22 protein-coding genes are annotated in these 25,102 nt (G+C 69.4%); 17 read left to right on the plus strand and 5 right to left on the minus strand.

Annotated elements, in window-relative coordinates:
• The first annotated feature begins 103 nt into the window (after positions 1-103).
• From MWU52_RS13140 to MWU52_RS13155, 4 genes are read left to right on the plus strand one after another with little or no spacing between them, the layout of a single operon-like run.
• Positions 104-2,191: an HAD-IIB family hydrolase gene (locus MWU52_RS13140; RefSeq protein WP_246952983.1), complete on the plus strand. Its 2,088-nt coding sequence runs from the start codon at positions 104-106 to the stop codon at positions 2,189-2,191.
• Positions 2,188-3,360 carry a glycosyltransferase gene (locus MWU52_RS13145; protein ID WP_246952985.1) on the plus strand — a complete coding sequence of 391 codons (1,173 nt, stop codon included), beginning with the start codon at positions 2,188-2,190 and terminating at the stop codon, positions 3,358-3,360. Before MWU52_RS13140 ends, MWU52_RS13145 begins: the two co-directional genes overlap by 4 nt.
• The gene (locus MWU52_RS13150; RefSeq protein ID WP_246952986.1) at positions 3,357-4,388 is read left to right on the plus strand and encodes a galactosyltransferase-related protein; all 1,032 of its coding nucleotides are present in this window, start codon (positions 3,357-3,359) and stop codon (positions 4,386-4,388) included. Before MWU52_RS13145 ends, MWU52_RS13150 begins: the two co-directional genes overlap by 4 nt.
• Positions 4,385-5,563 carry a glycosyltransferase gene (locus MWU52_RS13155; protein ID WP_246952988.1) on the plus strand — a complete coding sequence of 393 codons (1,179 nt, stop codon included), beginning with the start codon at positions 4,385-4,387 and terminating at the stop codon, positions 5,561-5,563. Before MWU52_RS13150 ends, MWU52_RS13155 begins: the two co-directional genes overlap by 4 nt.
• Here the strand turns inward: MWU52_RS13155 and MWU52_RS13160 are convergent.
• From MWU52_RS13160 to dctP, 5 genes are read right to left on the minus strand one after another with little or no spacing between them, the layout of a single operon-like run.
• Positions 5,560-7,068 (minus strand): malonyl-CoA synthase, encoded by a 1,509-nt coding sequence (locus tag MWU52_RS13160; protein ID WP_246952991.1) that lies wholly within the window; start codon positions 7,066-7,068, stop codon positions 5,560-5,562. The genes MWU52_RS13155 and MWU52_RS13160 overlap by 4 nt on opposite strands.
• Positions 7,065-8,330: a malonyl-CoA decarboxylase gene (locus tag MWU52_RS13165; protein WP_281494131.1), complete on the minus strand. Its 1,266-nt coding sequence runs from the start codon at positions 8,328-8,330 to the stop codon at positions 7,065-7,067. The genes MWU52_RS13160 and MWU52_RS13165 overlap by 4 nt, the downstream gene beginning before the upstream one ends.
• Positions 8,294-9,610, minus strand: coding sequence for a TRAP transporter large permease (locus tag MWU52_RS13170; protein WP_246952993.1), 1,317 nt, complete (start codon positions 9,608-9,610; stop codon positions 8,294-8,296). Before MWU52_RS13170 ends, MWU52_RS13165 begins: the two co-directional genes overlap by 37 nt.
• Positions 9,611-10,171, minus strand: coding sequence for a TRAP transporter small permease (locus MWU52_RS13175; protein WP_246952995.1), 561 nt, complete (start codon positions 10,169-10,171; stop codon positions 9,611-9,613).
• A 55-nt stretch (positions 10,172-10,226) separates the two neighbouring features.
• On the minus strand, positions 10,227-11,210 hold the full coding sequence (gene dctP, locus MWU52_RS13180) for a TRAP transporter substrate-binding protein DctP (RefSeq protein ID WP_246952996.1): 984 nt from the start codon (positions 11,208-11,210) through the stop codon (positions 10,227-10,229).
• A 117-nt stretch (positions 11,211-11,327) separates the two neighbouring features.
• On the opposite strand from dctP, the gene MWU52_RS13185 reads away from it, so the two are divergent.
• The 13 genes from MWU52_RS13185 (at position 11,328) to MWU52_RS13245 (ending at position 25,101) form a co-directional block, all read left to right on the plus strand.
• Entirely contained in the window at positions 11,328-11,978 is a 651-nt protein-coding gene (locus MWU52_RS13185) for a GntR family transcriptional regulator (RefSeq protein ID WP_348645520.1), read from the plus strand.
• A 108-nt stretch (positions 11,979-12,086) separates the two neighbouring features.
• Entirely contained in the window at positions 12,087-13,124 is a 1,038-nt protein-coding gene (locus MWU52_RS13190; protein WP_246953000.1) for a C4-dicarboxylate TRAP transporter substrate-binding protein, read from the plus strand.
• A 54-nt stretch (positions 13,125-13,178) separates the two neighbouring features.
• Positions 13,179-13,706: a TRAP transporter small permease gene (locus MWU52_RS13195; protein ID WP_246953001.1), complete on the plus strand. Its 528-nt coding sequence runs from the start codon at positions 13,179-13,181 to the stop codon at positions 13,704-13,706.
• Positions 13,706-15,043, plus strand: a complete 1,338-nt coding sequence (locus tag MWU52_RS13200; protein WP_246953003.1) for a TRAP transporter large permease — start codon at positions 13,706-13,708, stop codon at positions 15,041-15,043. The genes MWU52_RS13195 and MWU52_RS13200 overlap by 1 nt, the downstream gene beginning before the upstream one ends.
• A complete protein-coding gene (locus MWU52_RS13205; RefSeq protein ID WP_246954577.1) occupies positions 15,043-15,852 on the plus strand; it encodes an IclR family transcriptional regulator in 810 nt (269 codons plus the stop codon). Before MWU52_RS13200 ends, MWU52_RS13205 begins: the two co-directional genes overlap by 1 nt.
• 11 nt (positions 15,853-15,863) lie before the next feature.
• A complete protein-coding gene (locus MWU52_RS13210) occupies positions 15,864-17,930 on the plus strand; it encodes a 3-hydroxyacyl-CoA dehydrogenase NAD-binding domain-containing protein (protein ID WP_246953005.1) in 2,067 nt (688 codons plus the stop codon).
• Positions 17,927-19,102 carry an acetyl-CoA C-acyltransferase gene (locus MWU52_RS13215; protein WP_246953007.1) on the plus strand — a complete coding sequence of 392 codons (1,176 nt, stop codon included), beginning with the start codon at positions 17,927-17,929 and terminating at the stop codon, positions 19,100-19,102. The genes MWU52_RS13210 and MWU52_RS13215 overlap by 4 nt, the downstream gene beginning before the upstream one ends.
• A gap of 12 nt (positions 19,103-19,114) precedes the next feature.
• Positions 19,115-20,308 (plus strand): acyl-CoA dehydrogenase family protein, encoded by a 1,194-nt coding sequence (locus MWU52_RS13220; RefSeq protein ID WP_246953009.1) that lies wholly within the window; start codon positions 19,115-19,117, stop codon positions 20,306-20,308.
• Position 20,309: 1 nt separating this feature from the next.
• Positions 20,310-21,395: an acyl-CoA dehydrogenase gene (locus MWU52_RS13225; protein WP_246953011.1), complete on the plus strand. Its 1,086-nt coding sequence runs from the start codon at positions 20,310-20,312 to the stop codon at positions 21,393-21,395.
• Position 21,396: 1 nt separating this feature from the next.
• Positions 21,397-21,813: a PaaI family thioesterase gene (locus tag MWU52_RS13230; RefSeq protein ID WP_246953013.1), complete on the plus strand. Its 417-nt coding sequence runs from the start codon at positions 21,397-21,399 to the stop codon at positions 21,811-21,813.
• Positions 21,810-22,586, plus strand: coding sequence for an enoyl-CoA hydratase family protein (locus tag MWU52_RS13235; RefSeq protein WP_246953015.1), 777 nt, complete (start codon positions 21,810-21,812; stop codon positions 22,584-22,586). The genes MWU52_RS13230 and MWU52_RS13235 overlap by 4 nt, the downstream gene beginning before the upstream one ends.
• On the plus strand, positions 22,583-23,593 hold the full coding sequence (locus tag MWU52_RS13240) for a nitronate monooxygenase (RefSeq protein WP_246953017.1): 1,011 nt from the start codon (positions 22,583-22,585) through the stop codon (positions 23,591-23,593). The genes MWU52_RS13235 and MWU52_RS13240 overlap by 4 nt, the downstream gene beginning before the upstream one ends.
• A complete protein-coding gene (locus tag MWU52_RS13245; RefSeq protein WP_246953019.1) occupies positions 23,590-25,101 on the plus strand; it encodes an AMP-binding protein in 1,512 nt (503 codons plus the stop codon). The genes MWU52_RS13240 and MWU52_RS13245 overlap by 4 nt, the downstream gene beginning before the upstream one ends.
• The last annotated feature ends 1 nt before the right edge of the window (position 25,102 follow it).

Raw genomic sequence — 25,102 nt, forward strand, 5'->3', positions numbered from 1 at the left:
TAGGTCGAATCGGACAAGGGCCAATCGTCGCACCCGGATGCCCGATTCGTTCAGGAACCCGAATGCTGATCCGGCGTTTACGGACAAGCAATGGAATTTTCCTATGTATATCCAGCACATCGCTCTCGGCGGCTGTCTCACTGCGCCTTCCGTCCAGTATGGCCTGACCGAGGATACGGGCGGCCATATCGCCTATATTCTGGGCGCGGCAGCAGCGCAGGCGCGGCGGCCCGACATCTCCGGCGTCGACATCGTGACCCGCGCGTTCGACGACCCGACGCTGGGGCGCGTGCATGCACAGGTCGTGCAGGATGTCGGGCCCAAGCTCCGTATCCTTCGGCTCGAGACGGCGAACCGCGCCTATCTGTCGAAGGAGGCGCTGGCCGAGGAAATCCCGGCGCTGACGGATGCCTATCTGGATCTCCTGTTGCGGGCCGACCGTCGCCCGGACGTGATCCATGCCCATTTCGCCGACGCGGCCCGCCTGGCATGGGCGGCATCCCAACATTTCGGCGTCGTCACCGCCTACACGCCCCATTCGCTCGGCATCGACAAGCGGCGTTGCATGGATGCCGACCGGAACCCGGTGCTGGACCGTCGGATCGACGATGAACGCCGGGCCCTCCTGCGATCCGACGCCGTGATCGTGTCCTCCCGGGACGAGGCCGAGCGACAGGTTCAGGCCTACGGCGCCGATGTCGACGGATGGGTGCACCGTGTCCCGCCCGGCGTGCCGCCGCTGGACGCCGCCCCCGGCGATCTCGCCGCCGCACGCGCGCTGGTCGATCCGCTTCTGGATAGTCCGGCGCGCCCGTTGATCCTGGCGATCGCGCGGCCCGTGATGCGCAAGAACCTTATCGCTTTGGTCAGGGCCTATGCCGACGATCCCGCGCTGCGCGCCGCTACGAACCTGGTGATCCTGGCCGGTCAGGACGGCAACGGTGCCGAGGAGACGGGCGAGACGCGACAGGTCATCGACGGCCTTCGCCAAACCGTCTTGGCCGAAGGGCTGACGGGCCGCGTGGCCCTGCCACCTCGTCACGGCCCGCGCGAGGTCGCGCAGCTCTACCGCCTGGCGGCCGCCCGTCGCGGGGTCTTCGCCAACCCGTCCTTCCACGAACCCTTCGGCCTGACGCTGCTTGAGGCCGCGCAGGCTGGGCTGCCCGTGGTGGCCACCCGCGAAGGGGGTCCGGTGGATATCGTCGGCACCATCGGTCACGGAACCCTCGTCGATCCGCGGGATACCGGGGCCATCGCCGCGGCCATTCGCGGCCTCGTCTTCGATCCGGTCGCATGGGATGCCGCGGCGCGGGCCGGTCGGGCCGGTATCGGCGCCTTCCAGTGGGACGGCTGGGCCGACCGCGTGGCGCGCATCTATGGCGCGCTCGGATCCGGGGTGCGGACGCCCAGGGGGGCGCCGCATCATCTGCTGGCCTGCGACATCGATCACACGCTGACCGGCGACCGGTCGGCCGCAACGCGGTTCTCGGCCTGGGTCGGAGGCGGAGAAGCGCAAGGGATCGCGCTGGCCGTCGCGACCGGTCGGGCCATCACCGAGGCCCGCGCCGTTCTGGCCGACTGGGACCTGATGGAGCCGGAGATCTTCGTCACCGCCGTCGGGACGGAGATCCACATGCGTGACGAACAGGGCCGTTTGTCTCTGTCGAAAGATTACGCCGCTCGGCTGGACGAGGGTTGGAACCGGACCGGCGCCCTCGAAATCCTCGAGGCGAGTGGGGTGGTGATGCAGCCTGCCGTCGAACAACGCCGCTGGAAGCTGGCCGCCTTCGGCACGGCTGCAGAGGCGGACGACCTGCGGGCGCGTCTGGACACGGCGGGGGTCGCGGCCCGGGTCGTGCCCTCCCATGGACGGCTGATCGACGTGCTGGCACCCAATGGCGGCAAGGCGAGTGCGGTGGCGTTCGTGGCCGCGCAACTCGGCCTGACCCTGCGCGACTGCATCGCCGCCGGCGACAGCGGCAACGACGCGGACATGCTGGCGGGCTGCGGCCGCGGCATCCTGGTCGCGAATGCCCTACCCGAAATGGCGATGCGCGATCTGGGGCGCCACGTGCATCGGACCCGGACGTGCCATGCCGACGGCGTGCTGGAGGGGCTGGCCGCCCTCGGCCTGGCAAGTCCGCCGTGTTTCGACGTCGCCCGGGTCGGCGCGGAACAGGCCGGCGAATGACCGCGCGTTTCGACCCGGACCGTGCGGCGCAGCCACCCATCGGCTATTTCGTGCATCATCAGGGCCGGGGTCACGCCGAACGCTGTGCGGCCGTGGTCAACGCCTTGCCGGAAAGCCGCCCAGTCACCGTGTTCTGCGCACGCGACGACATCTTTCCCCGGCTTCGCCCCAACGTCGAAATCGTGCGCATCCCTTCCCTTTTCGAGCCACGGGGCGACGAGGTGCCGGCCGACTGGGTGCCGGCGCCGCGCACGGTTCACTGCGCGCCGCTGGGCTGGCCCGCCATCCGCGAGGCGATGGCGCAGATCGCCGGCTGGTTCGCCCGTGCCGATCCGGCCCTGATCGTCTGCGACGTCTCGGCCGAGGTCGCGCAGTTGGCGCGCCTCTGTTCGGTGCCGCATGTGGCCGTCCTGCAGCATGGCGACCGGTCCGACCCGGGCCACCGGGCCGCCTATGACGGGGCGGCGGGATTTCTGGTGCCCTGCGACGATAGGCTGTCGCAGCCGGACTGGACGGATCAGATGCGACGGAAGGCGTGCTTCGCCGGGGGCCTGGGCACGGCGACCGATCTGCCCGATCGCCGGGCGGCGCGCGCGCGACTGGGTCTGCGGCCCGATACCCCCGTGTTCGTGACGATATCGGGCAGTGGCGGGTCGGGCTTCGCCTCCGCACCGCTGGCCGTGGGCGCGCGCGCGATGCCCGACGTCCAGTGGCTGTCGATCGGTCAGGTCGTTCGCGACTGGCACGGCACCGAGCCTGCGAACCTGCGGCATGACGGTTGGGTCGAGAACGTCGGCGACTATCTGGCTGCGGCGGATTTGGTCATCGCCTCGACCGGAAACACGACCTGCCATCAGATCCTGGGAGCCGGACGCCCCTGGCTGGCCGTGCCGGAATGGCGGTATTTCGACGAGCAGGTCGAGAAGGCCCGCGCGCTCGCCCGCGCCGGCGTGGCGCTGCACCTGCCGCATCTGCCGTCCTCGGCCGCGGCTTGGGATGCCGCGATCCGTCAGGTCCGCGCGTCGCACGACCCCGCGCGCCAGATCGCGCTTGTCGATCCCGAAGCCGATCGCAAGGCCGCGCGCTGGCTGGACCGGCTTGCGCGAAAGCTGCGTGCCGGAACGTCCGTGACCCCCGTATCCCCCGACTCTGCAGGAGCCATCGAATGACCCGATCCGCCATGCCCCCCGTCTCGGCGCTGACGCTTGCGCGGGGGCGTGCGACCCATCTGCGAAACCTCGTGATCGGCCTGACGCGGCAGACGCGGCCGCCGTCCGAACTGGTCATCGGTGTGATGCAGGAGGATCTCTATGACGACCTGCCCGCGACGTCCTTTCCGGTGCGCCAGGTTCGGGTGAGGGGCCGGGAGCTTCCGCTGGCACGTGCGCGCAACCGCGTGGCCGAGGCGGCGCATGGCGAGGTGCTGGCCTTCCTCGACGTGGATTGCATCCCCGCGCCCAAACTGATCGCCGACTACGCCCGCATGGTCGGGCCAAGCCAGGGCTTGTCGATGGGCGAGGTGCTGTATTTGCCCGCCGGCGCGGCGGCGGAAGGCTGGACATACGACCGTTTCGCCGAGTTGGGCGTGCGGCATTGCGACCGTCAGGGTCCGCCCGAAGGGGATCGGCGGCGCTGCGAAGACTACCGCTGTTTCTGGTCGCTAAACTTCGCGCTGCACCGCCGGGACTGGGACGCGTCGGGCGGGTTCGACACCCGGTTCGTGGGGTATGGCGGCGAGGACACCGATTTCGGCCGCAGCCTGTCCGAACGGGGTATCCCGATCTGGTGGGTGCGGGGCGCGCGCGTCTATCACCAGTACCACCCGCATTGCATGCCGCCGATCCACCACATCCCGTCGATCATCCGCAACGCCGAGCTCTTCGCCCAGAAATGGGGCCACCGGACGATGGAGCATTGGCTCCACGCCTTCCGGATGATGGGCCTGATCGAGCCGACCGATGCGGGTCTGCGCATCCTTCGCGCGCCCGACGCGGAGGATTTCGCGCTCTGCCGTCAGCAGGAAGACATGCCCTATGCCGCCAGCGGTCGCGTCATGCGCCTGCTGCAGGATCGGGCGCGGGCGCAGGCAGGCCTGCCGCCGGACGACGCGTCGCCCAAGGTCCGGCAGGCCCGCCTGGACCGTGGGCAGCGCGAGATGCTGACCCCGGCGGGACGCGCGCCCTTCGCGGCCGAATGATGCGCATCGCCGTTGTCGCCCATGTCCGCCACCCGATCGCGCCGCCCTTCATGGGTGGGATGGAGGCGCACTCCTGGCATCTGGCCGCCGCGCTGGCGGGCCGCGACCACGAGGTGACGCTGTTCGCCAGCGGCGACAGCGCGGCGGCCCTGCCGGCGGGCGTCGCGCTGCGCCCGATCCTGCCCGTACATTACGACGCGCGCTTCCCCTGGCACGACTTTCACGGCACCGACATCCTGAACGACCATGTCGATGCCGGGTTCGCCGCGATCATGGACGAACTGGCGGCGGGTGGGTTCGACGTCATCCACAACAACAGCCTGCACCGGTTTCCCCCGCGTCTGGCCCGCGCCGAACGTCTGCCCATGGTGACCTCGTTGCATGTGCCGCCCTTCAAGGTCCTGCAGCGCGCCGTGCACCAGAGTGCCGCCCCCTGGAGCCGCTTCACCGTCACATCCGAGGCCCAGGCGCGGCGCTGGTGGCCGGACGGGGCGTCCGACGCGGCGGCGGTCGTCCATAACGGCATCCTGACCGATCTCTGGCCGTTTCGACCCACGGGCGATGGCAGCGCGGTCTGGGCGGGGCGGATCACGCCGAACAAGGGCACCCATCTGGCGATCGAGGCAGCCCGGATCGCGGGCGTGCCCCTGACGGTGTTGGGCGCGGTGGAGCACGAGGACTATTTCAACCAGGCCGTTGCGCCCCATCTGGGCCCCGGCCTGCGCTATGGCGGGCATCTGCAGGGGTTCGAACTGGCCGATGCCATCGGTCGCGCCTCGGCCATGCTGTTCACGCCGCTCTGGGATGAGCCGTTCGGCCTGGCCGCGATCGAGGCGATGGCCACCGGCCTGCCCGTCGCGGCCATCGACATGGGCGCCGTGCGCGAGGTGATCGGCGACGCGGGCAGTTTCGCGCCCCGCGACGACCCGGCGGGCCTGGCCCGGGCGCTGTGCGCGGCGATGGCGATCCCGCGTCTGCGGGCGCGGGATCGGGTCGCCCGCCTGTTCACGCTCGACCGGATGATCGACAGCTATGAACGCCTGTATGACCTGGCACGCCGTGGGTTGGATCAAGACGCCCCGGACATCCGCTTCGCCGCCCATGAGCTGCGCCGTACCGTCCGCGCCGGCGCCCTGTCCGACCCGGTGTCGCAGGCCACGGCCGCCACAGGTTAGGTCGCGTCGAAGGCCCCGGCATGCGTTCGGCGCAGCGCCGCCTTCTGGACCTTGCCCATCGTGTTGCGCGGCAGTTCGGGCGCGAACACGTAGAGGCGGGGTTGTTTGAACCGTGCCAGTTCCGTCTCTAACGCGCGGCGCAGGGTCTCTTCGGGCGGTGTGTCGCCGTCGGGCACGACGACGGCCAGCAGGCCCTCGCCCAGGTCGGGATGCGGGATGCCGATTACCGCCGATTCCAGCACGCCCGGCTGCGCGTCCAGCACCTCCTCCACCTCGCGCGGGTAGATGTTGAACCCGCCCGAAATCACCAGATCCTTGTCGCGCCCGACGATGGTGACGTAGCCTTCGGCGTCTTGCCGGCCCAAGTCGCCCGTGATGAACCAGCCGTCGGGGCGCAGCTCGGCGGCCGTCTTCTCGGGCATGCGCCAGTAGCCCTGGAAGACGTTTGGCCCCCGGACCTCGATCATCCCGGTTTCGCCCTGCGGGACGGGATCGGTCGTGCCAGGCGTGCAGATGCGCAGATCGACGCCGGGCAGCGGCAGGCCGACCGTGCCAGGCCGCCGCTCGCCCTCGTAGGGGTTCGAGGTGTTCATGTTCGTCTCGGTCATGCCGTAGCGTTCCAGGATGCGGTGGCCCGTGCGTTCGGTCCATTGCCGGTGCGTCTCCGGCAGCATCGGGGCCGAACCGGACACGAAGAGCCGCATGTTCGCCGTCCGCTCCCGGTCGAGGCGCGGATCGGCCAGCAGGCGGGTATAGAAGGTGGGCACGCCCATCATCGCCGTGGCCCCGGGCATCGCATCCAGGATGGCATCGATGTCGAAGCGCGGCAGGAACGTCATCGCGCCGCCGGCCGTCAGCGTGACGTTGATCGCCACGAACAGGCCATGCGTGTGGAAGATGGGCAGCGCATGGATCAGGTTGTCACCTGCGTCGAAACGCCAGTGGTCCGTCAGCGTCCGCGCGTTCGAGAGCAGGTTGCCCTGGCTCAGCATCGCGCCCTTGGACCGCCCTGTCGTCCCCGACGTATAGAGGAACGCCGCGAGATCGCTTTCGTCCCGCGCGACGGGCTCGGCGGGGTCGGCCGCGTCCGTCGCCTCGGCCAGCGACCCGCCGCCGTCCTGCCCCAGCGTCGCGATGCGCGCACCGGCCTGGTGGGCGACCTCGGTCAGCGCGGCCTCGGCGCCGGGATCGGCCACCAACAGCGCGGCCTCGGCGTCCGAGACGAAATAGGCGATCTCCGCCGGCGTGTAGGCAGTGTTGAGCGGCAGCAGCACGACGCCTGCCGCGGCGCAGGCGGCATAGAGCGCGACCGCATCGGGGGATTTTCCGACCTGCGCGGCCAGCCTGTCGCCGGGTTCGAGGCCCAGCGCGCCCATGGCGCCCGCCATCCGTGCGGCCCGGTCGACGAAGGCGCCATAGGGCATCGCCCGGCCGTTCAGGTACATGAAGGGCGCGTCGCTGTCCCTGTGGCGGGCGAAGAGCGTGTCGTAGAGCGGATTGGTCATTGCGTGGTCTCGGATATGGGGGCCTGGCGGGCGAGGGCCTGAACGGTGCGGGAGGCCGCGATCCGACCCTTGGGCAGGTCTTCGAGGTTTCGCCCGATCCGCGCGGGATCGTAGAGGTAATTGACCATCACGCCATGGGACTGCGCCTGCCCCGCCTCGGACGGGTCGGCGTCCGCGTGGATGTCGTGGATCGTGGCGCCGTTGCCCAGATGGAACCGCGCGACCGGATCCCGGGGCAGGTCGCCACGCCGCACCCGCAGCAGAAAGTGGGCCGCGAGCGCGCGCAGGTCGGCGTCGCCGGGCGACAGGCCGGCGACGTCCATCCATACGGCCAGGCCCGGAACGGGCGAAAGCGTGACGAACGTGCGAAGCCGCGGCAGTTCCGCCGTCAGATCGGCCACAACCTGCTTGATCAGCAAATTGCCGAACGAGACGCCGCCCAGACCCGGCTGGCAGTTGGAGATGGAATAGAACACGGCCGTGTCCGCGTCTTCGACCGGAAGCGCCTTGCGGTCCTCGGCAAGGACATCTCCGATCGCGCCGGGAATGCCGCGGGTCAGTGCCACCTCGACGAAGATCAGCGGCTCGTCGGGCATGGCCGGGTGGAAGAACGCGAAGCAGCGCCGGTCAGGCGGCTGCAAACGGCGGCGCAGATCGTCCCAGTCGTCGATGGTGTGCACGGCCTCGTATTCGATGATCTTCTGCAGGATGCTGGCCGGGCTGTCCCAGTTGATCGGCCGCAGCACAAGAAAGCCGCGGTTGAACCAGGACCGCAGGAGATGGACCAGATCGGCCTGCACCACGCGCAGCGACGGATCGTCCTGCGCGGCCCGGCGGAGGTCGGCCTGCATCGACACGATCCGCGCGGTCGCGCCGGGCACGCGGTTCAGGCGGCGGGCGAGTTCCTGTCGCGGCGGCTCGGACGCGGCCATCAGGCGGGCATGGGTCTCGGGGCCGGGATCGGCCCTGTAGGCCGCGAGGGCGGAGGCTGCGGCGTCCGCTTCGATCTCCATGTCGCGGGCCAGGAAGGCGAAGAACGCGGCCCGCGCCCCGGCGGTCAGCGTGCCGTAGCGGTCGAGCACGCGCCGGGCCAGCTCCATGCCCGAGATTTCGTCGCGCGCGGCCATCAGGGCCTTGCACAGGGTCTCGATGCTGCGCCCGTCGCTGCCGGCCGCGCCCATGTAGCGGCGGTCGAAGACCGTCGCGAGCAGTCCGGCCAGCCCGTTCACAGCGCCGGCCCCATCACCGCGTCCGGCAGCCATGTGGCCAGGCCCGGGAACAGGCACAGCAGCACGATCGCCACCACCATGCAGGCCACGAACGGGAGCGAGCCGGTCAGGATCGTCTTGAGCGGGATGTCGGGCGCGATGCCGTTGATGACGTAGAGGTTGAGGCCCACGGGCGGCGAGATCAGCCCGATCTCCATGTTGATGGTCAGAACCACGGCGAACCAGATCGGGTCGAACCCGGCGGCCAGGATGATCGGCAGAAGGATCGGTGCCGCCATCAGGATCACCGCGACCGGCGGCAGGAAGAACCCCGCGACCAGCAGGAACACGTTGACCGCCCCCATCAGCACCCAGCGGTTCACGTCGAGCGTCCCGATCCATTCGGCGATGGATTGCGTGATGAAGAGCGAGGACAGCATGTAGGAAAAGACGCCGGCGGCGGCGATGATGAACAGGATCATCACCGATTCCTTGGTGCTGTCGCGCAGCACCGTCCAGAGTGCGGCGGGAGACCACAGGCGGTAGATCACCATCGCGATCAGCAGGCACAGGAGCGCGCCGACGGCGGCGGTTTCCGACGGTGTCGCGATGCCGCCATACATGGCGTAAAGCACACCCAGGATAATCACGAGGAACGGCAGGACACGGGGCAGCACCTCGACCCGCTGGCGCCAGGAATAGGTCGTGGCCGTCAGCACGGCGAGGTTGCCGGACCGCCAGGTCGACCAGATCGACCAGGCCATGAACAGCCCCACGAGCAGCATGCCGGGGATCACGCCCGCCAGGAACAGCCGCCCGATCGAGGTTTCGGTCGCGATGCCGTAGACGATCATCGTGACCGAAGGTGGGATCAGGATGCCCAGCGTCCCGCCCGCCGCGATGGAGCCCGCCGCGACGCCGTCGGGATAGCCGCGCTTGCGCATCTCGGGGATACCCATCTTGCCGATGGCCGCGCAGGTCGCGGGCGAGGAGCCGGACATGGCCGAGAAGAGCGCGCAGGCGCCCAGGTTGGAGATGACGAGGCCGCCGGGCACCCGGGTCAACCAGCGCTCAAGCGCCTCGTAGAGGTCGGCGCCGGCGCGGGTCGAGGCGATGGAGGCGCCCATGATGATGAACATCGGGATCGCCAGGAGCGCGAAATTGTCGAGCTTGCCGAACAGGATCTCGGGCATGAGTTCCAGGCTGCGCATGCCGTCGAAGACGATCAGGAACCCGGCCGACACGACCAGCAGGCCGACCGCGACGGACATGCCCGAGAAGAGGACGAGGATGGTGACAAGCGCGACCAGCGCGCCGAGGACGAGCGGGTCCATTCAGTGCCCCCCGGAGGCCGCGCGTGCGGCGAGCGGGTCGCGGTCGGGCAGGCCGAAGGGCTTGTCGTAGCCACGCGCGACGGCCCAGAGGTCGGCGATCATCTGCAAGGCCAGCAGGCCGAACCCGGCGGGAATGGACATGTAGGGGATCCAGAGGCGGACGCCCCAGACGGTGTCGGATTTCCAGCCCCGGTCCCAGGCGAAGTGCCAGAACTCGAACCCGTAGAAGGCCATGACGAGGATGATCAGGGTCGAGGCGCTGATCGTGGCAAAGAACATGATCCGGCGGGGTCGCGGGGCGAGCGCGATGGGGATCAGGTCGACATTGACGTGGCCGCGCAGCTTCTGGACGTAGGGCAGGCCGACCAGGGTCGCGGCGATGACGAGGTAGATCACCATCTCGGTCTGCCAGACGGTCGAGGCATTCAGGACGAAGCGCACGAAGATCATCTGGCAGGTGATGCCCACGGCGGCGACGATCATCGCAGCCGAGATCCAGCCCGCGATGGTCGACATCCAGCCGACGGTTCGGGTGAAGGCGTCGCCGTCACTGTCGGTCATCTAGGATTCCCCCCGGCATGGTCGCCCCCGGCGCGGACACGCCGGGGGTGCGGCATCATTCGACGGCGAGCGCCTTGTCGAGCAGGGCCTGGCCCTCAGGCAGTTCCTCGACGAAAGCCTTGTAGGAGGTCTCGGCCGCCAAGGCGCGCCAGGCCTCGAACTCCTCGGCGGACATGTCGGCGATCTCGACGCCGTTCTCCTGGAAGACGCGGCGGCTCTCGGCGTCCTCCTTCTTGGCCTCCTCCAGATAGAACGCCTCGGCCTTCTCGGCGGCGGCGTCGAGGGCGGCGCGCTGTTCGTCGGAGAGCGCGTCATAGGCGGATTTGTTCATCAACAGCGGCTGGTACATGAACCACAGCGCGTATTCGCCCGGCGGGGTGTAGCAGGCGACCTGTTCGTAGATGCGGTAGCTGACGAAGGACGAGGACGAGGTGTTGGCCGCGTCCAGCACGCCGGTCTGCATCGCGTTGTAGATCTCCGACGAGGCCATTGACGCGATCGAGGCGCCGGCGCCCGCCAGCATCTGCTCGAACGCCTTGCCGGCAGCACGGGTCTGCTTGCCCTGCATGTCGTCCGGTCCGGTGATGCAGCCGTCCTTGCCGGCGAAGCCCCCCGCCAGGTAGCCGTCGACCAGCACGACGACATCGTCCTCGGCCAAGGTGGCCTTGATGTCCTCCATGAACGGGCTGTCGTTCAGGCGCGCGGCGTGGTCGTGGTTCTTCACCAGCCCCGGCATCAGCGTCAGGTTGTAGGCCGGCCGCTGCCCACCCGCATAGCTGAGCGGCAGGACCGTCATGTCGAGCTGTCCACGGCTGAGCGGCGTGTACTGCTCGCGCGCCTTGAAGAGCGAGGCCGAGGGGAAGATGCGGATATCGAGGTCGACATCGGCGGCGGCCACGTCGTCGGCGATCATCTGCGCGACCTGGTGGCGGATATCCTGCGTGGACCACTGATGCGACAGGCGCAGCGTCTCGGCCGATGCGGCGCCCGCGGTGCCGAGCAGAACTGCTGCGCCCAGAATGGCGGTTCTCTGTTTCATGTCGTCCTCCCTTGGGTCGGCTCTCTCGGGCCGCCTGAATGACAGGGGAAGCATTTCTTGCACACTATGTCAACAATCTCGTATACAAGAACTGTGACAGGGTATGCGAGGTTGAAGATGTCGAGAGCCGCCGAAATCGCACAGGATATCGAGCGTCGCATCATCGCCGGCGACATTCCCGAGGGAGAGCGGCTCGACGAGGGCCGTATCGCCGCGCGTTTCGACGTCTCACGGACCCCGGTGCGCGAGGCGCTGCGGATCCTGGTGGCGGGCGGGATGGTCGAACATCTGCCCCGGCGCGGCGTCTTCGTGCGCCAGCCCGATGTGGCGGACCTCCTCGACATGTTCGAGACGATGGCGGAGTGGGAAGCCGTCGCCGGACGGCTGGCGGCGACCCGCATGGACGCCGCCGACATCGCCCGCCTGCAGGAGGCGAACGCGCGCTGCGCCGCGGCGGTCGAGGCGGGCGACACCGACCGCTACTACGACGAGAACGCCGTCTTCCATGCCATCATCTATGCGGGGACGGGCAACGTCTTCTTGGAGCAGGAGCTGCGCCGCCTGCACGACCGGTTGCGCCCGTATCGTCGCGCGCAGCTGCGCCAGCGGGGCCGCATGGCGCAATCGCTGGCCGAGCATCGGGCGATCACCCGATGTCTGCGCGAGGGCGATGCCGACGGGGCCGCGGATGCCTTGCGCGACCACGTCGCCGTCCAGGGCGTGCGGATCCAGGGGATGCTGCGCCCGCTGCGGGATCGCGCGTCCTGAACCGATCCCCCGAGCGCCCCCGTCACGGTTGCAATCAGAACGCTCCTACGCTAGCGTTTCGCATTACGGAATACAATTCCGCATAGCGGAACTCTGGGAGGAGATTTCATGAAACGCCTGTTGACCACGGCCGCATTCTGCGTGGCCGCCGCTGCCGCATCGGCACAGACGACGCTGATCCTGGGCGAGGCGGGGCCGAATCGCGGCGCCCGCGCCGAGGCGCTGCAAAGCTTCGTCGACGATGTCGAGGCCCGCACGGATGGCGAGGTCGCGATCGACGTCCAATGGGGCGGCGCGCTGTTCAAGGCCAACGCCGCCGCCGGTTCCATTGCCGACGGCGTCGCCGATCTGGGCACCATCGTCGGTGTCTATTTCCCGCAGGAGATGGTGGGCTACGGCATCGCCGATCTGCCGCTGCGCAACGCCGATGCTTGGGTCGGCATGCGTGCGACCGACGACCTGATGCGCAATTCGGACGCGATCCAGGCCAGCCTCGCCGATCAGAACCTCGTCTATCTGGGCACCTTCACCACGTCGGCCGTCAATATCGGCTGCAAGGACGCCGCCATCCGCAGCACCGACGACATCGAGGGGCTGAAGGTCCGGGGCGTCGGCGCCTATGGCGACACGTTCAAGGATTTCGGCGCCAACATGGTGCCGATGTCGATCTACGACGCCTATCAGGGTCTCGACACCGGTCTTCTGGATTGCAGCCAGGGCTATTCCTACGCCGTGGCCGCGCTCAAGCAGCAGGAGGTGATCACTTCCTACACGCTCCTCGATTGGGGTCAGGTCGGCGCGCTCGGCATCTTCATGAACAAGGACAGCTACGACGCCCTGTCGCCCGACGTTCAGACCGCGCTGGGCGAGGCCGGCGTGGCGATGGCCGACAAGCTGGGCGAGCTGATCACCGCCGACAACGAGGCCGCGATCCAGACCATGAAGGACGCCGGCGTCGAGGTGATCGAACTGGACGCCGCCGAGCGCGACAAGATGGTCGAGCAGGGCGCGCAATATGTCGACGCCTGGGTCGAGCAGGCCGGGATGGCCGGTCTCGACGGTGCGGCGCTGCTTGAGGAGTATCGCGGGCTGCTGGACAAATATGCCCAGGAACGGGACGACCAGGGCTATCCCTGGACGCGTTGACCGCCGTGGGGTGCCCGGTCGGGCGCCCCGATACCCCCTGATCGGAGCCTGTGCATGCTGCATCGGATCGAACGGCTTCTGCTCGACCTGGCGGTGATCGCGATCATCGGCCTGTGCGTGCTGATCACCGCGACGGTGGTCCTGCGCGCGACGGTCAATGGCGGCATCCCCGACACGACCGTCATGGTGGCCGAACTGATGGTCGCGGCCATCGTCCTGCCGCTGGCCGCCGCGACGACCGCGCGCGCGCACATCGTGGTGGAGTTCCTGTCCAAGATGATGGCGCGCCGCGTGCAGGACTGGCTGATCGTCGGCGGCACCCTGTTCGGCGTCGCGGCCCTGTCGCCGCTGATCTATGCGGGCTTCCACGAAGCGACGAGCACGCTGGCGTCGGGGACGTTCTTCTTCGGCGAGCTGGGCCTGCCGAAATGGCCGGGCCGGGTGGTATTCCTGATCGGGATAGCCTTCTGCTGGCTGCGCCTTCTGCTGATGGCGATCGGCGACATCCGCACGATCCGCGCGTGCGGCCATATCGACCCCGAAGGTTCCGGCACCGACGACCTCCTGGCGGAGCGCGACTGATGGACGGCACCCTCGTCGGCATCGTGGCCTTCGCGGCCGTCATCGGCCTGCTGGCGATCCGCGTGCCCATCGCCTTCGCGCTGGCCGGGGTGGCCAGCGTCGGCAGTTTCGTCATGTTCGCCTTCCGCACCGGCGACTTCGCCCCCGCCCGCGCGATCCGGCCGACGACGTCGATGGTATTCTCGAACTCGTTCGACCTGATCCATTCCTACGACCTGTCGATGATCCCGCTCTTCGTGGCTCTGGGCCACATCGCCTATCGCGCGGACATCACCACCAAGATCTACCACGCCGCCCGCGTCTGGCTGGCGCGCGTCCCCGGCGGGGTGGCGATGGCCAGCGTCGTGGGCTGCGGCGGGTTCTCGGCGATCACCGGATCGTCCATCGCCTGCGCGTCGACCATGGGGCGCATCTGCTCGCCCGAGATGCTGCGCATGGGCTATGACAAGCGCCTCGCCACGGCGAGCGTCGCGGCCGGCGGCACGCTGGGCTCGCTCATTCCGCCATCGGTCCTGTTCATCATCTACGGCATCTTCACCGAGACCTCGATCTCGGCGCTGTTCCTCGCCGGCATCCTGCCGGGGCTGCTATCGCTTCTAGGCTTCATCCTCGTCATCGGGGTCTGGGTCTGGCGCGACCCGTCCGCCGCGCCGGCCTTCACCGGCACGATCACGCTGGGCGACAAGGGCCGCGCCGCGCTCGACGCCTGGCCGGCGGTCGCGCTGTTCGTCGTCATCGTTGGCGGCATCTACGGCGGCTATTTCACCGCGACCGAGGCGGCGGCGGTCTGCGTGTCGGCCGCGATCCTGATCGGCTTCGCGCAGCGCAAGCTGACCTTCCGGTCGCTGTGGGAGGCGCTGCGGGAGACCGCCGTGCAGACCGCCAGCATCTTCCTGATCGCGGCCGCGGCCAAGATCTTCGTGGCGTTCATCGCGCTGACCGGCGTGGCGCCCGACATCGTGGGCGCGGTCACCGACGCGCAGCTCTCGCCGGTGGTCCTGCTGATCGCCATCGCGGCGATCTACCTGCTGCTGGGCATGTTCCTCGACCCGATCGGGATCATGGTCCTGACGCTGCCCCTGATGATACCGCTGGTCGAGACCTACGGCTTCGACCTGATCTGGTTCGGCGTCGTCGTCATCAAACTGCTGGAGATCGGGCTGATCACGCCGCCCGTCGGCCTGAACGTCTTCGTCATCGCCAACGTGGTCGGGCGCGACGTGCCGATCGACCGCATCTTCGCGGGCATCCTGCGCTTCCTGACGGTGGATGTGCTGGTCCTGATCCTGATCATGGCCTTCCCGATCATCTCGCTCCTCATTCCGGGGTCGATGTGATGGACGGCGCGGGCGAGACCGACCGCCGCTTCGCCACCACGCTGGCCCGCGGGCTATCCGTGCTGCGCGCGTTCCGGGCCTCCGACGACGGGCTGGGCAATGCCGAGATCTCCGAACGCACGGGCCTGCCGAAATCGACCGTTTCGCGGCTGACCTTCACGCTGTCGAGCCTGGGCTACCTGACCCATGCGGGGCGGCATGACCGCTATCGGCCCGGTCCGGCGCTTCTGGTCCTGGGCAACCTCGCGGCGGCATCCATCTCCTTCGTCGATCTGTCGGGTCCGCTGATGCAGCGGCTGGCCGACGAGACGCGGACGCTCGCGCTCCTGCTGGTGCGGGATGGCGGCAAGATGCTGATCGTCAAGACCTGGCGGCCGCGCACGGTCGCATCGCTCTGGCTCGAGGTGGGGCACAGGCTGCCGATCAAGGGAACGTCCTCGGGACACACGCTGTTGGCCGCATTGCCGCCCGGTCAGGTCGCGCCCGCGGTCGAGGCCGCGCGCGGCGATCGGGATCTGACCGACGCGAGCGCCGCCGAGATCCGCCGCGATGCGGGCGCGCAGCTGATGACGCAGGGCCATGTCATCGCCGACCCGGCGGAGTATTTCGCGCGTGACATCCACGCCGTCGCGGTGCCCTTCCACCCGCGCGAGTTGAGCGAGCCGGTGGTCTTCACCTGCGGCGCGATGCCCGACGTCCTGTCGGTGGCGCGGATGCGACAGGAGGTCGGCCCCCGTCTGCGCGACACGGTGGGCGAGTTGGAACGCATCATGGGCCAGGGTGCGCAGACCGCGCGCGGCACAGGTTGAGAGGAGTGGAGATGGACCCCGTTCGATACGATGTTCAGGACCGCATCGCCGTGATCACGGTCGCGAACCCGCCGGTCAACGCCCTGTCGCATGCCGTCCGCGCGGGCCTCTGGGACGCGATGGCCCGGTTCGGGGACGACGACGCGGCCGATATCGCGGTGATCCTGGGCGACGGGCGGCTGTTTATCGGCGGCGCCGACATTTCGGAGTTCGGCAAGCCGCCGGTCGATCCCTGGCTGCCCGAGGTCGTGAACCGGATCGAGGCCTGCGCCAAGCCCGTCGTCGCCGCGATCCACGGCACCGCCCTGGGTGGCGGGCTGGAGGTGGCGCTGGGCTGTCACTACCGTCTGGCGGTGCCCGGGACGAAGCTGGGCCTGCCCGAAGTATCGCTGGGTATCCTGCCGGGCGCGGGGGGCACGCAACGGACGCCGCGCCTGGTCGGGCTTGCGGCGGCGGCGAAGATGATCACCGGCGGCGTACCTGTTTCGGCCGAGACGGCGCTGGAGATGGGACTGATCGACCGGTTGGGCGAGGGCGACGTGCGCGCGGCTGGGCGGGCCTATGCGGAGGACCTGCTGGCGCAGGGGGCCGGGCCGCGACCCACCGGCGCGCGCGACGTGGCGGGGGCTGACCTGTCGGACTTGCGCGCCGATCTGGAGCGCAAGGCGCGCGGTCAGGTCGCGCCGCTGACGGCGCTCGACGCGGTCGAGGCGGCGGCCCGTCTGCCGTTCGAGGAGGGGCTGGCTGAGGAGCGCCGCCTGTTCCGCCACCTGATGGACACCCCGCAGCGCGCGGGCCTGATCCATGCCTTTTTCGCCGAACGCGCCGTGTCCAAGCTGCCCGGGATCGCGGATGTCGCCCCGCGCGACGTCGCCGATGTCGCCGTGATCGGCGGCGGCACGATGGGGTCCGGCATCGCCACCTCGGCGCTGCTGGCCGGTCTGCGCGTGACGCTGGTCGAACGCGACGGTGATGCGGCCGAAAAGGCCCGCGCGACGGTGGCGAAGAACCTCGACACCGCCGAGACGCGCGGCAAGCTGGACGCCGCATCCCGCGCCGCGATGTCATTCGACGCGGTGACGGATTATGCCGCGCTGTCGGATGCCGACCTCGCCATCGAGGCCGTGTTCGAGAGCATGGAGGTCAAGCGCGAGGTGTTCGGCCGCCTCGACGCCGTGATGAAGCCGGGCGCGATCCTCGCCACCAACACGTCCTATCTGGACGTCGACACGATCGCCGCCGCCACCTCGCGGCCCGCGGACGTGATCGGGCTGCACTTCTTCTCGCCCGCCCATATCATGAAGCTGCTGGAGGTGGTCGTGGCCGACGCCACCGCGCCGGAGGTCATCGCGACCGCCTTCGCCCTGGCGAAACGTATGGGCAAGATCGCCGTGCGCGCGGGTGTTTGCGACGGGTTCATCGGCAACCGCATCCTGTCGCACTATCGCACCGCCGCCGATCACATGGTCCTGGACGGCGCCAGCCCGTATCAGATCGACCGCGCGATCCGCGGCTTCGGTTTCGCCATGGGCCCCTACCAGGTGTCCGACCTGGCCGGGCTCGACATCGGCTACGCCACGCGACAGCGCAAGGCGGCCGACGCGCATCCGCGCGATCGGGTGCCGACCTTTGCAGACGCGCTCTATCACGCGGGCCGGCTGGGGCAGAAATCAGGGGCGGGGTACTACGACTATTCCGAGGACCGGAAGGGTCGCGAGGACCCGGAGGCCGCGCGCCTGATCGCCGAGGCCCGTACCGGCGAACGGAGTTTCACCGACGCGGAGATCGTCCGCCGCTACATGGCTGCCATGATCAACGAGGCCGCGCGCGTGGTCGAGGACGGCATCGCCGCGCGGCCCCTGGATGTCGATGTCGTGTTCCTGCACGGCTACGGCTTTCCACGCCACCGGGGCGGGCCGATGCACTGGGCCGATGCGCAGGGCCTCGACCGGATCCTGGCCGATATCCGCGCCTTCGCCGAGGACGACGATCATTTCTGGCGCCCCGCGCCGCTGCTGGAACGTCTGGTCGCCGAGGGCGCCGATTTCGCCAGCCTGAACCGAAAGGCCGACACATGAAGAATGCCGTCATCGTCTCGACCGCCCGCACGCCCATCGGCAAGGCCGGACGCGGATCGTTCAACGCCACGCATGGCGCCGTGATGGGGGGCCATGTTGCGGCCGCGGCGGTGACGCGCGCGGGTATCGACCCCGACCTGATCGAGGACAGCATCTGGGGCTGCGGCTACCCGGAATACGTCACCGGCGGGAACATCGCGCGCCAGATCGTGATCCGCGCGGGCCTGCCCGACAGCATCGCGGGTGCCACGGTGAACCGTTTCTGCGCCAGCGGGCTGCAGGCGGTGGCCATGGGCGGGCACATGATCGCGGTCGAGGGCGCGAAGGCGGTGCTGGTCGGCGGCGTCGAGAGCATCAGTCTGGTCCAGCCACCCGTTCGCCATTCGCGCGAGGACAGGCTGGAGGCGAACCGCCCCGACCTCTACCTGCCGATGATCGAGACGGCGGATATCGTCGCCGCTCGCTATGGCATCGGGCGCGAGGCGCAAGACGAGCTGGGTCTACAGAGCCAGCAACGCACCGCCGCCGCACAGGAGGCCGGACGCTTCGACGCCGAGATCGTGCCGATCACCGTCACGATGGACGTCAAGGACAAGGAGATCGGCGCCGTCAGCCAGCGCGAGGTCACCGTTTCGCGTGACGAGTGCAACCGACCGTCGACCACGCTGGAGGGCCTGCGAAAGCTGCAACCGGTGCGCGGCAAGGATCAGTTCATCACCGCCGGCAACGCCTCGCAGCTTTCCGACGGGGCGGCCGCGCTCGTGATGATGGAGGCGGGCGAAGCCGAGCGGCAGGGGCTGGAGCCGTTGGGCGCGTTCAAGGGCTTCGCCGTCGCCGGATGCCACCCCGACGAGATGGGGATCGGGCCGGTCTTCGCGGTGCCGCGCCTTCTGGAGCGGCATGGGCTGACGGTCGGCGATATCGACCTGTGGGAGCTGAACGAGGCCTTCGCGAGCCAGGCGCTCTATTGTCGCGATGAACTCGGGATCGACAACGCCATATGCAATGTCGATGGCGGGTCGATCGCCGTGGGCCACCCGTTCGGCATGACCGGCGCGCGCATGACCGGCCACCTCCTCCACGAGGGGCGGCGGCGCGGCGCGAAGCTGGGCGTCGTGACGATGTGCATCGGCGGCGGCCAGGGGGCCGCGGGCCTGTTCGAGATCTTCTGAAGGGATGGCGCGATGAACCTCGACTATACCGACGACCAGAAGGCGTTCCGCGACGAGGTCCGCCGGTTCCTGAAGGACAACCTGCCCGAGCGTTTGACCGAAAGGGGGCGGGCCGGTCGCGCCCTTGCGAAGGCCGATCACGAGGAATGGCACGCCATCCTGAACGCGAAGGGCTGGCTGGCCGGCAACTGGCCCAAGCAATTCGGGGGCGCCGGTTGGAACGCGGTGCAGCGCCACATCTTCGAGGACGAGACCACGAAGGTCGGCGCGCCCCGCATCGTGCCCTTCGGCATCGCCATGCTGGGCCCCGTGCTGCAGAAGTTCGGGTCCAAGGCGCAGCAGGATCACTACCTTCCACGCATCCTGAACGGCGACGACTGGTGGTGCCAGGGCTACTCCGAACCCGGCGCCGGGTCCGACCTGGCCAGCCTGCGGACCGAGGCCGTGCGCGACGGCGACCATTACGTCGTCAACGGTCAGAAGACATGGACGACGCTGGGCCAGTACGCGAACAAGATCTTCTGCCTCGTGCGCACGTCCAGGGCGGGCAAGCCGCAGGAGGGGATCAGCTTCCTTCTGATCGACATGGACAGTCCCGGCGTCGAGGTGCGACCCATCGTCCTTCTGGATGGCGGCGCCGAGGTGAACGAGGTCTGGTTCTCGGACGTGCGCGTGCCCGCCCGGAACCTGGTGGGCGAGGAGAACAAGGGCTGGACCTACGCCAAGTACCTGCTGACGCATGAGCGGACGAACATCGCCGGTGTGGGCTTCGCCAATGCGGGCCTCGAAAACCTGAAGCGGATCGCGCGGGCCGAGCAGGATGGCGGCCGCCCGCTGATCGAGAACCCGCATTTCGCTGCCCGAATAGCCCGGTTGGAGATCGACCTGATGGCGATGGCCACGACTAACCTACGCGTCGTCTCGGCCGCCGCGGCGGGGCAGGCGCCGGGCGCGGAATCGTCGATGCTGAAGGTCAAGGGCACCGTCATCCGGCAGGAGATCAACGCGCTGGCCCGCATCGCCGCGGGACCCTACGCGATGCCGTTCCAGTCCGAGGCGGTCGAGGGCGCGAACGAGGGCCCCGTCGGCCCCGAACATCTGCGTCCCGTGACGGGGCAGTACCTGAACAACCGCAAGCTCTCGATCTATGGCGGCTCGAACGAGGTGCAGAAGACCATCATCGCCAAGGCCATCCTGGAGCTGTGACATGAATTTCGAACTCAGCGACGAGAACCGGATGCTGCAGGACGGCCTGCGCCGCTACCTGTCGGATGCCTACGACCCCGCGACGCGGGCCGAGGCGGCGGAGGCGGGTTTCGCGCCCGAGGTCTGGTCCGGCTTGGCCGAGATGGGCGTGATCGGCGCGCTGTTCGCGGAAGAGCAGGGCGGCTTCGGCGGCGGCGGCTTCGACCTCGCCGTGGTGTTCGAGGAGTTGGGCCGCGCCGGGGCGGTCGATCCGCTGATCGATACCGGAGTGCTGGGCGGCGGTCTGCTGGTCGCTTTCGGCGCGGACATCGAGGACGTGATCGCGGGTGGTGCCCATCTGGCGCTCGCGCATGGCGAACCGGGGTCCCGCTATGTCCTGGCGCGGGTGGCGACGACGGCCGTGCGGGACGGCGATGGCTGGACCCTGTCGGGGCGCAAGTCGGTGGTCGTGAACGCGCCCGCCGCAAGGGAGGTGCTGGTGACGGCGCGCCTGTCGGGCGACACCGCCGATCGCACCGGCATCGCCCTGTTCCGCGTCGCCGCCGATGCGCTGTCGCTCAGGCCCTATCCGCTGGTCGGTGGGGGCATGGCGTCGGAAATCGACCTCGACGGCACGCCCGCCACGTTGCTGGCCGAGGATGCGTTCGACGCGATCGCCGATGTTCACGCCCGCGCCACGCTCGCCATCTGCGCCGAAGCGCTCGGGCTGATGGAGGCGATCCGCGCACTGACCGTCGACTACCTGCGCACCCGCAAGCAGTTCGGGCAGCCCATCGGCAAGTTCCAGGTCCTGCAGCACCGCATGGCCGAGATGCTGATCGAGATCGAGCAGGCCCGGTCCGCCGTCATCAACCTGGCCGGCCATATCGACAAGCCAGACCGCGACCGTCACGTCGCCGCGACCAAGAACCTGATCGGAAACGTCGCCCGCCTGGTGGTCGAGGAGTCGATCCAGATGCATGGCGGCATCGGCATGACCGAGGAATACGGGCTGGCCCATCTCGCCCGCCGCCTGACGATGGTCGACCATCGCTTCGGCGACGCGCTGCACCACCTCGACCGGTTCATCGAACTGTCGGCGGTCTGACATGGGGGACGGGATCATAAGGGACGAAACCGGGGCGCAGAGACTTCTGGGCTATGTCCTCGACGTGGGCGCGGGGGACGGGCGCGCGCGCTGTCGCTTGACCCTGACCGGGGCGCATACCAATCGGCACGGGGCGCTGCATGGCGGGATTGCGGCGGCGATGCTGGACAACGCGCTGGGCGCCACGGCCAGCCTGTCGGTGGACGGGACGGGCCGCGCGCCGTTCCTGACGATCTCGATGACGACGCAGTTCCTGGCGCCCGCCCATGCCGGCGACGAACTGGTCGCGACCGGGCGGCTGACGGGGGGCGGGCGGTCCACCCTCTTCGTCGAGGGCGTGCTGGAACGGTCCGACGGCACCCTGATCGCGACCGCCACCGGCGTCTTCAAGCGCGTCCCGGCGGAGCGCCTGTCGTGACCGCACGGCTGGAGGATCGAGGCGACCGCCTGCTGGTGGTCAACGCGAACACGTCGCGGCGGAACGCGCTGACGCCCGAATATTACGACGTGCTGGCCCGCGCGCTGCAACAGGCCGGGGAGGCGCGCGTCGCGTCCGTCATCCTGCATGGCGATGGCGGTTATTTCTGCGCGGGCGGCGACCTGACGCAACTGGCCACGCGCCGCGATCTGCCGCGCGACGAACGGCTGGCGCGGATCGAGGCGCTGCACGATCTGGTCCGGGGTATCATGGCCTGCCCGGTTCCCGTCATCGCCGCGGTCGAGGGCGGCGCCGCCGGGGCCGGGGCCTCCATCGCGTTTGCCTGCGACATGATCGTGGCGGATCCGGGCGCGACGTTCACGGCGGCCTATGTCGAGGCGGGGCTCGTGCCCGATGGCGGCCTGACCGCGAACCTGGCGCGGCACCTGCCGCGCGCGATGCTGATGCGGATGGCCCTGCTGGGCGAGGCGGTGACGGCGGACCGGCTGCATGCACTTGGCGCGGTCAGTGAAGTTTCGGACGACCCGCTGGCGGCCGCCATGGCACTGGCCGACCGGCTGGCCCAAGGGCCGACGGGGGCGCAGGGGCGGATAAAGGCATTGGTGAACGCCGCCTACGCCACCGACCCCGCGACGCAGATGGATGCCGAACGCGACGCGATGGCCGAGGCCGTCGCCGCCCCCGAAGCGGCCGAGGGGATCGGCGCGTTTCTGGCCAAGCGGCGCCCCGATTTCGCGAAGGTCCGCGCATGACCGCCGCCGTCTTCGACACCGCCCTGACGCGTGCCTTCGGCTGCCGTCTGCCGATCGTCGCGGGCGGGCTGATGTGGCTGTCGGATGCGGCCTACGTGACTGCGTGCGCCCGGGCCGGGATCATCGGCTTCATCACGGCGGCCAGCTTCAAGGACCCCGCCGACCTGCGGGCCGAGATCGCCCGGGCGCGCGACGCCTGCGGCGACCTGCCGTTCGGGGTCAACGTCTCGATGCTGCCCAAGCTTGTCGAGGGCGAGACCATCGCCGAGACGTTCCGCCTGATCGCGGGCGAGGGCGTGCGCTTCGTCGAGACGTCGGGCCGCAACCCCGAGCCGTTCCTGCCGATCCTGCGGGACGCGGGCATCATCGTCCTGCACAAGGTCCCGTCGGTCCGCTTCGCCGTGAAGGCCGAGGCCGTGGGCGTCAACATGGTCTCCATCGTCGGGGCCGAATGCGGCGGGCATCCGGGGCTGGACCTGGTCGGGACCGTGGTCAACCAGGCGCTGGCCGAACGACGCCTGACGATCCCGTTCCTGATCGGCGGCGGCATCGGGGCGGGCAGCCAGATCGTCGGTGCGCTGGCCGCCGGGGCATCGGGCGTGGTCGTGGGCACGCGGTTCCTGGTGGCCGAGGAGCTTGGCGCGCATCGCGGCTACAAGGACGCCATGGTGGCGGCGACCGAGCGCGACACGATCCTGTCGATGTCGTCGGTCCGCAACACGATCCGGACGCTCGCCAACGACACCGCGCGTGAGGTCGCACGGTTGGAGCGCGAGGACCCCGACATAGGCATTGCCGCACTGATGCCGCTGGTGTCCGGCGCGATCGGGCGGCAGGCCTATGCCACCGGCGACGTGTCGAAGGGCATGCTGTCGGCGGGACAGTCATTGGGCCTGACGGACCGGGTGGCGCCCCTGGCGGAGATCGTGGCCGAGCTGGAGGCCGAGGCGAAGGTCGCGCTGGCGCGGCTGGGCGTGCCGGCAGCGGCGGCGAAGGCGGCGGAATGAGCGGCGGGCAGATACACGACCTGGTCGACGCGCGGGCCCGCGATATGCCCGACGCGACCGCGGTGCAGGAGCCAGGCGGCACCGGGCTTTCCTTCGCGGACTATGCCCGGGAGATCGGCCGGGCGGCCGAGATGCTGGAGGGGGCGGGCCTGCGCCCCGGTGACCGGATGGCGCTGGTGGCCGAGAACGGCGTGGCGGCTGCCGTGATGATCTTCGCGGCCAGCCGGTTGGGGGCCGTCGCCGTGCCTGTCAACGCACGGATGAGCGGCGCCGAGATCGCCCGGATCGTTGCCCATGCGGGGCCGCGCGTGATCGCCTATACGGTCGATGCCTCTCCCGACGCGGAGGCTCATGCCCATGCGGCGGGGGCCGGGATCCGGCAGGTCGCCGGCAAGCGCGTGGCGCTGTCGGGCGTCGGGGCCGGCGCCGCGCCTGCCCCCGACGCCGACACGGCGGTCATCCTCTATACCACCGGCACGACCGGCGACCCGAAAGGCGTCATGCTGAGCCACGACAACCTGCGTTTCGCCGGCCGCACCTCGGCCGAGCTGCGCGGCATGCGCGCGGGCGATCTGGTCTACGGCGTGCTGCCGATGACGCATGTGTTCGGGCTGGCCTCGATGCTTATGGCGGCGGCGCATGCGGGCGCGGGCCTGCGGTTCGAGGCGCGGTTCCGGCCCGAGCGGTTGTACGATGCGCTGCTGGACGGCGTCACGATCTTTCCGGCGGTGCCGCAGATGCATGCCCTGCTGATGGCCCATGTGAAGGAGCGGGGCCTCGACCGGCTAGAGGAGAGCGCACTGCGCTACGTCTCCTCGGGTGCGGCGCCGCTGGACCCGACCTGGAAGCGTAAGGCCGAGGCATTCTATGGCTTGGCGCTGCAGAACGGCTACGGGATGACCGAATCGACCGCCGGCATCTGCGGCACCCGCAATCCGATCGGCACGCCCGATGTCAGCGTCGGGCCGCCCCTACCGGGGATCGAGATCCGGTTGGACCCCTCCGTCGGCGGCGAGGCCCCCGATGTCGGCGAGATCCTGACGCGTGGCCCGCACGTGATGACGGGCTACTATCGCAACCCCGAGGAGACGGCGCGCGTTCTGGATCGGGATGGCTGGCTGCGGACCGGCGATCTGGGCCGGATCGACGATGGCGGCCGTCTTCACGTCGTCGGGCGCTGCAAGGAGTTGATCATCCGCGGCGGCTTCAATGTCTATCCGCCCGAGGTGGAGGCGGCGCTGAACGACCATCCCGACGTGATCCAGTCGGCAGTGATCGGGCGCCGGGTCGAAGGCGACGAGGAGGTTCTGGCCTTCGTCCAATGCGCCGACCCCGCGACGCTCTCGCCCGATGCGCTGCGCGACTTCGTGGGGGCGCGGCTGTCGGCCTACAAGCGGCCCTCGCGGATCGTCCTGGCCCGGGAGTTGCCGGCGGCGCCGACGGGAAAGATACTGAAACACAGGCTGACGGCGTTCTTCGCCGACCGCCTGTCCGATACGGAGGAATAGA

It is taken from the genome of Jannaschia sp. S6380 (genome assembly GCF_023015695.1).
Taxonomy (GTDB): Bacteria; Pseudomonadota; Alphaproteobacteria; order Rhodobacterales; family Rhodobacteraceae; genus Jannaschia.

What these genes read in the sequence shown, in the direction of transcription:
- MWU52_RS13140 (WP_246952983.1), top strand. Translation starts at nt 104, where the DNA reads ATGTATATCCAGCACATCGCTCTCGGCGGCTGTCTCACTGCGCCTTCC.
- MWU52_RS13145 (WP_246952985.1), top strand. Translation starts at nt 2,188, where the DNA reads ATGACCGCGCGTTTCGACCCGGACCGTGCGGCGCAGCCACCCATCGGC.
- MWU52_RS13150 (WP_246952986.1), top strand. Translation starts at nt 3,357, where the DNA reads ATGACCCGATCCGCCATGCCCCCCGTCTCGGCGCTGACGCTTGCGCGG.
- MWU52_RS13155 (WP_246952988.1), top strand. Translation starts at nt 4,385, where the DNA reads ATGATGCGCATCGCCGTTGTCGCCCATGTCCGCCACCCGATCGCGCCG.
- MWU52_RS13160 (WP_246952991.1), bottom strand. Translation starts at nt 7,068, where the DNA reads ATGACCAATCCGCTCTACGACACGCTCTTCGCCCGCCACAGGGACAGC.
- MWU52_RS13165 (WP_281494131.1), bottom strand. Translation starts at nt 8,330, where the DNA reads ATGGCTGCCGGACGCGGTGATGGGGCCGGCGCTGTGAACGGGCTGGCC.
- MWU52_RS13170 (WP_246952993.1), bottom strand. Translation starts at nt 9,610, where the DNA reads ATGGACCCGCTCGTCCTCGGCGCGCTGGTCGCGCTTGTCACCATCCTC.
- MWU52_RS13175 (WP_246952995.1), bottom strand. Translation starts at nt 10,171, where the DNA reads ATGACCGACAGTGACGGCGACGCCTTCACCCGAACCGTCGGCTGGATG.
- dctP (WP_246952996.1), bottom strand. Translation starts at nt 11,210, where the DNA reads ATGAAACAGAGAACCGCCATTCTGGGCGCAGCAGTTCTGCTCGGCACC.
- MWU52_RS13185 (WP_348645520.1), top strand. Translation starts at nt 11,328, where the DNA reads ATGTCGAGAGCCGCCGAAATCGCACAGGATATCGAGCGTCGCATCATC.
- MWU52_RS13190 (WP_246953000.1), top strand. Translation starts at nt 12,087, where the DNA reads ATGAAACGCCTGTTGACCACGGCCGCATTCTGCGTGGCCGCCGCTGCC.
- MWU52_RS13195 (WP_246953001.1), top strand. Translation starts at nt 13,179, where the DNA reads ATGCTGCATCGGATCGAACGGCTTCTGCTCGACCTGGCGGTGATCGCG.
- MWU52_RS13200 (WP_246953003.1), top strand. Translation starts at nt 13,706, where the DNA reads ATGGACGGCACCCTCGTCGGCATCGTGGCCTTCGCGGCCGTCATCGGC.
- MWU52_RS13205 (WP_246954577.1), top strand. Translation starts at nt 15,043, where the DNA reads ATGGACGGCGCGGGCGAGACCGACCGCCGCTTCGCCACCACGCTGGCC.
- MWU52_RS13210 (WP_246953005.1), top strand. Translation starts at nt 15,864, where the DNA reads ATGGACCCCGTTCGATACGATGTTCAGGACCGCATCGCCGTGATCACG.
- MWU52_RS13215 (WP_246953007.1), top strand. Translation starts at nt 17,927, where the DNA reads ATGAAGAATGCCGTCATCGTCTCGACCGCCCGCACGCCCATCGGCAAG.
- MWU52_RS13220 (WP_246953009.1), top strand. Translation starts at nt 19,115, where the DNA reads ATGAACCTCGACTATACCGACGACCAGAAGGCGTTCCGCGACGAGGTC.
- MWU52_RS13225 (WP_246953011.1), top strand. Translation starts at nt 20,310, where the DNA reads ATGAATTTCGAACTCAGCGACGAGAACCGGATGCTGCAGGACGGCCTG.
- MWU52_RS13230 (WP_246953013.1), top strand. Translation starts at nt 21,397, where the DNA reads ATGGGGGACGGGATCATAAGGGACGAAACCGGGGCGCAGAGACTTCTG.
- MWU52_RS13240 (WP_246953017.1), top strand. Translation starts at nt 22,583, where the DNA reads ATGACCGCCGCCGTCTTCGACACCGCCCTGACGCGTGCCTTCGGCTGC.
- MWU52_RS13245 (WP_246953019.1), top strand. Translation starts at nt 23,590, where the DNA reads ATGAGCGGCGGGCAGATACACGACCTGGTCGACGCGCGGGCCCGCGAT.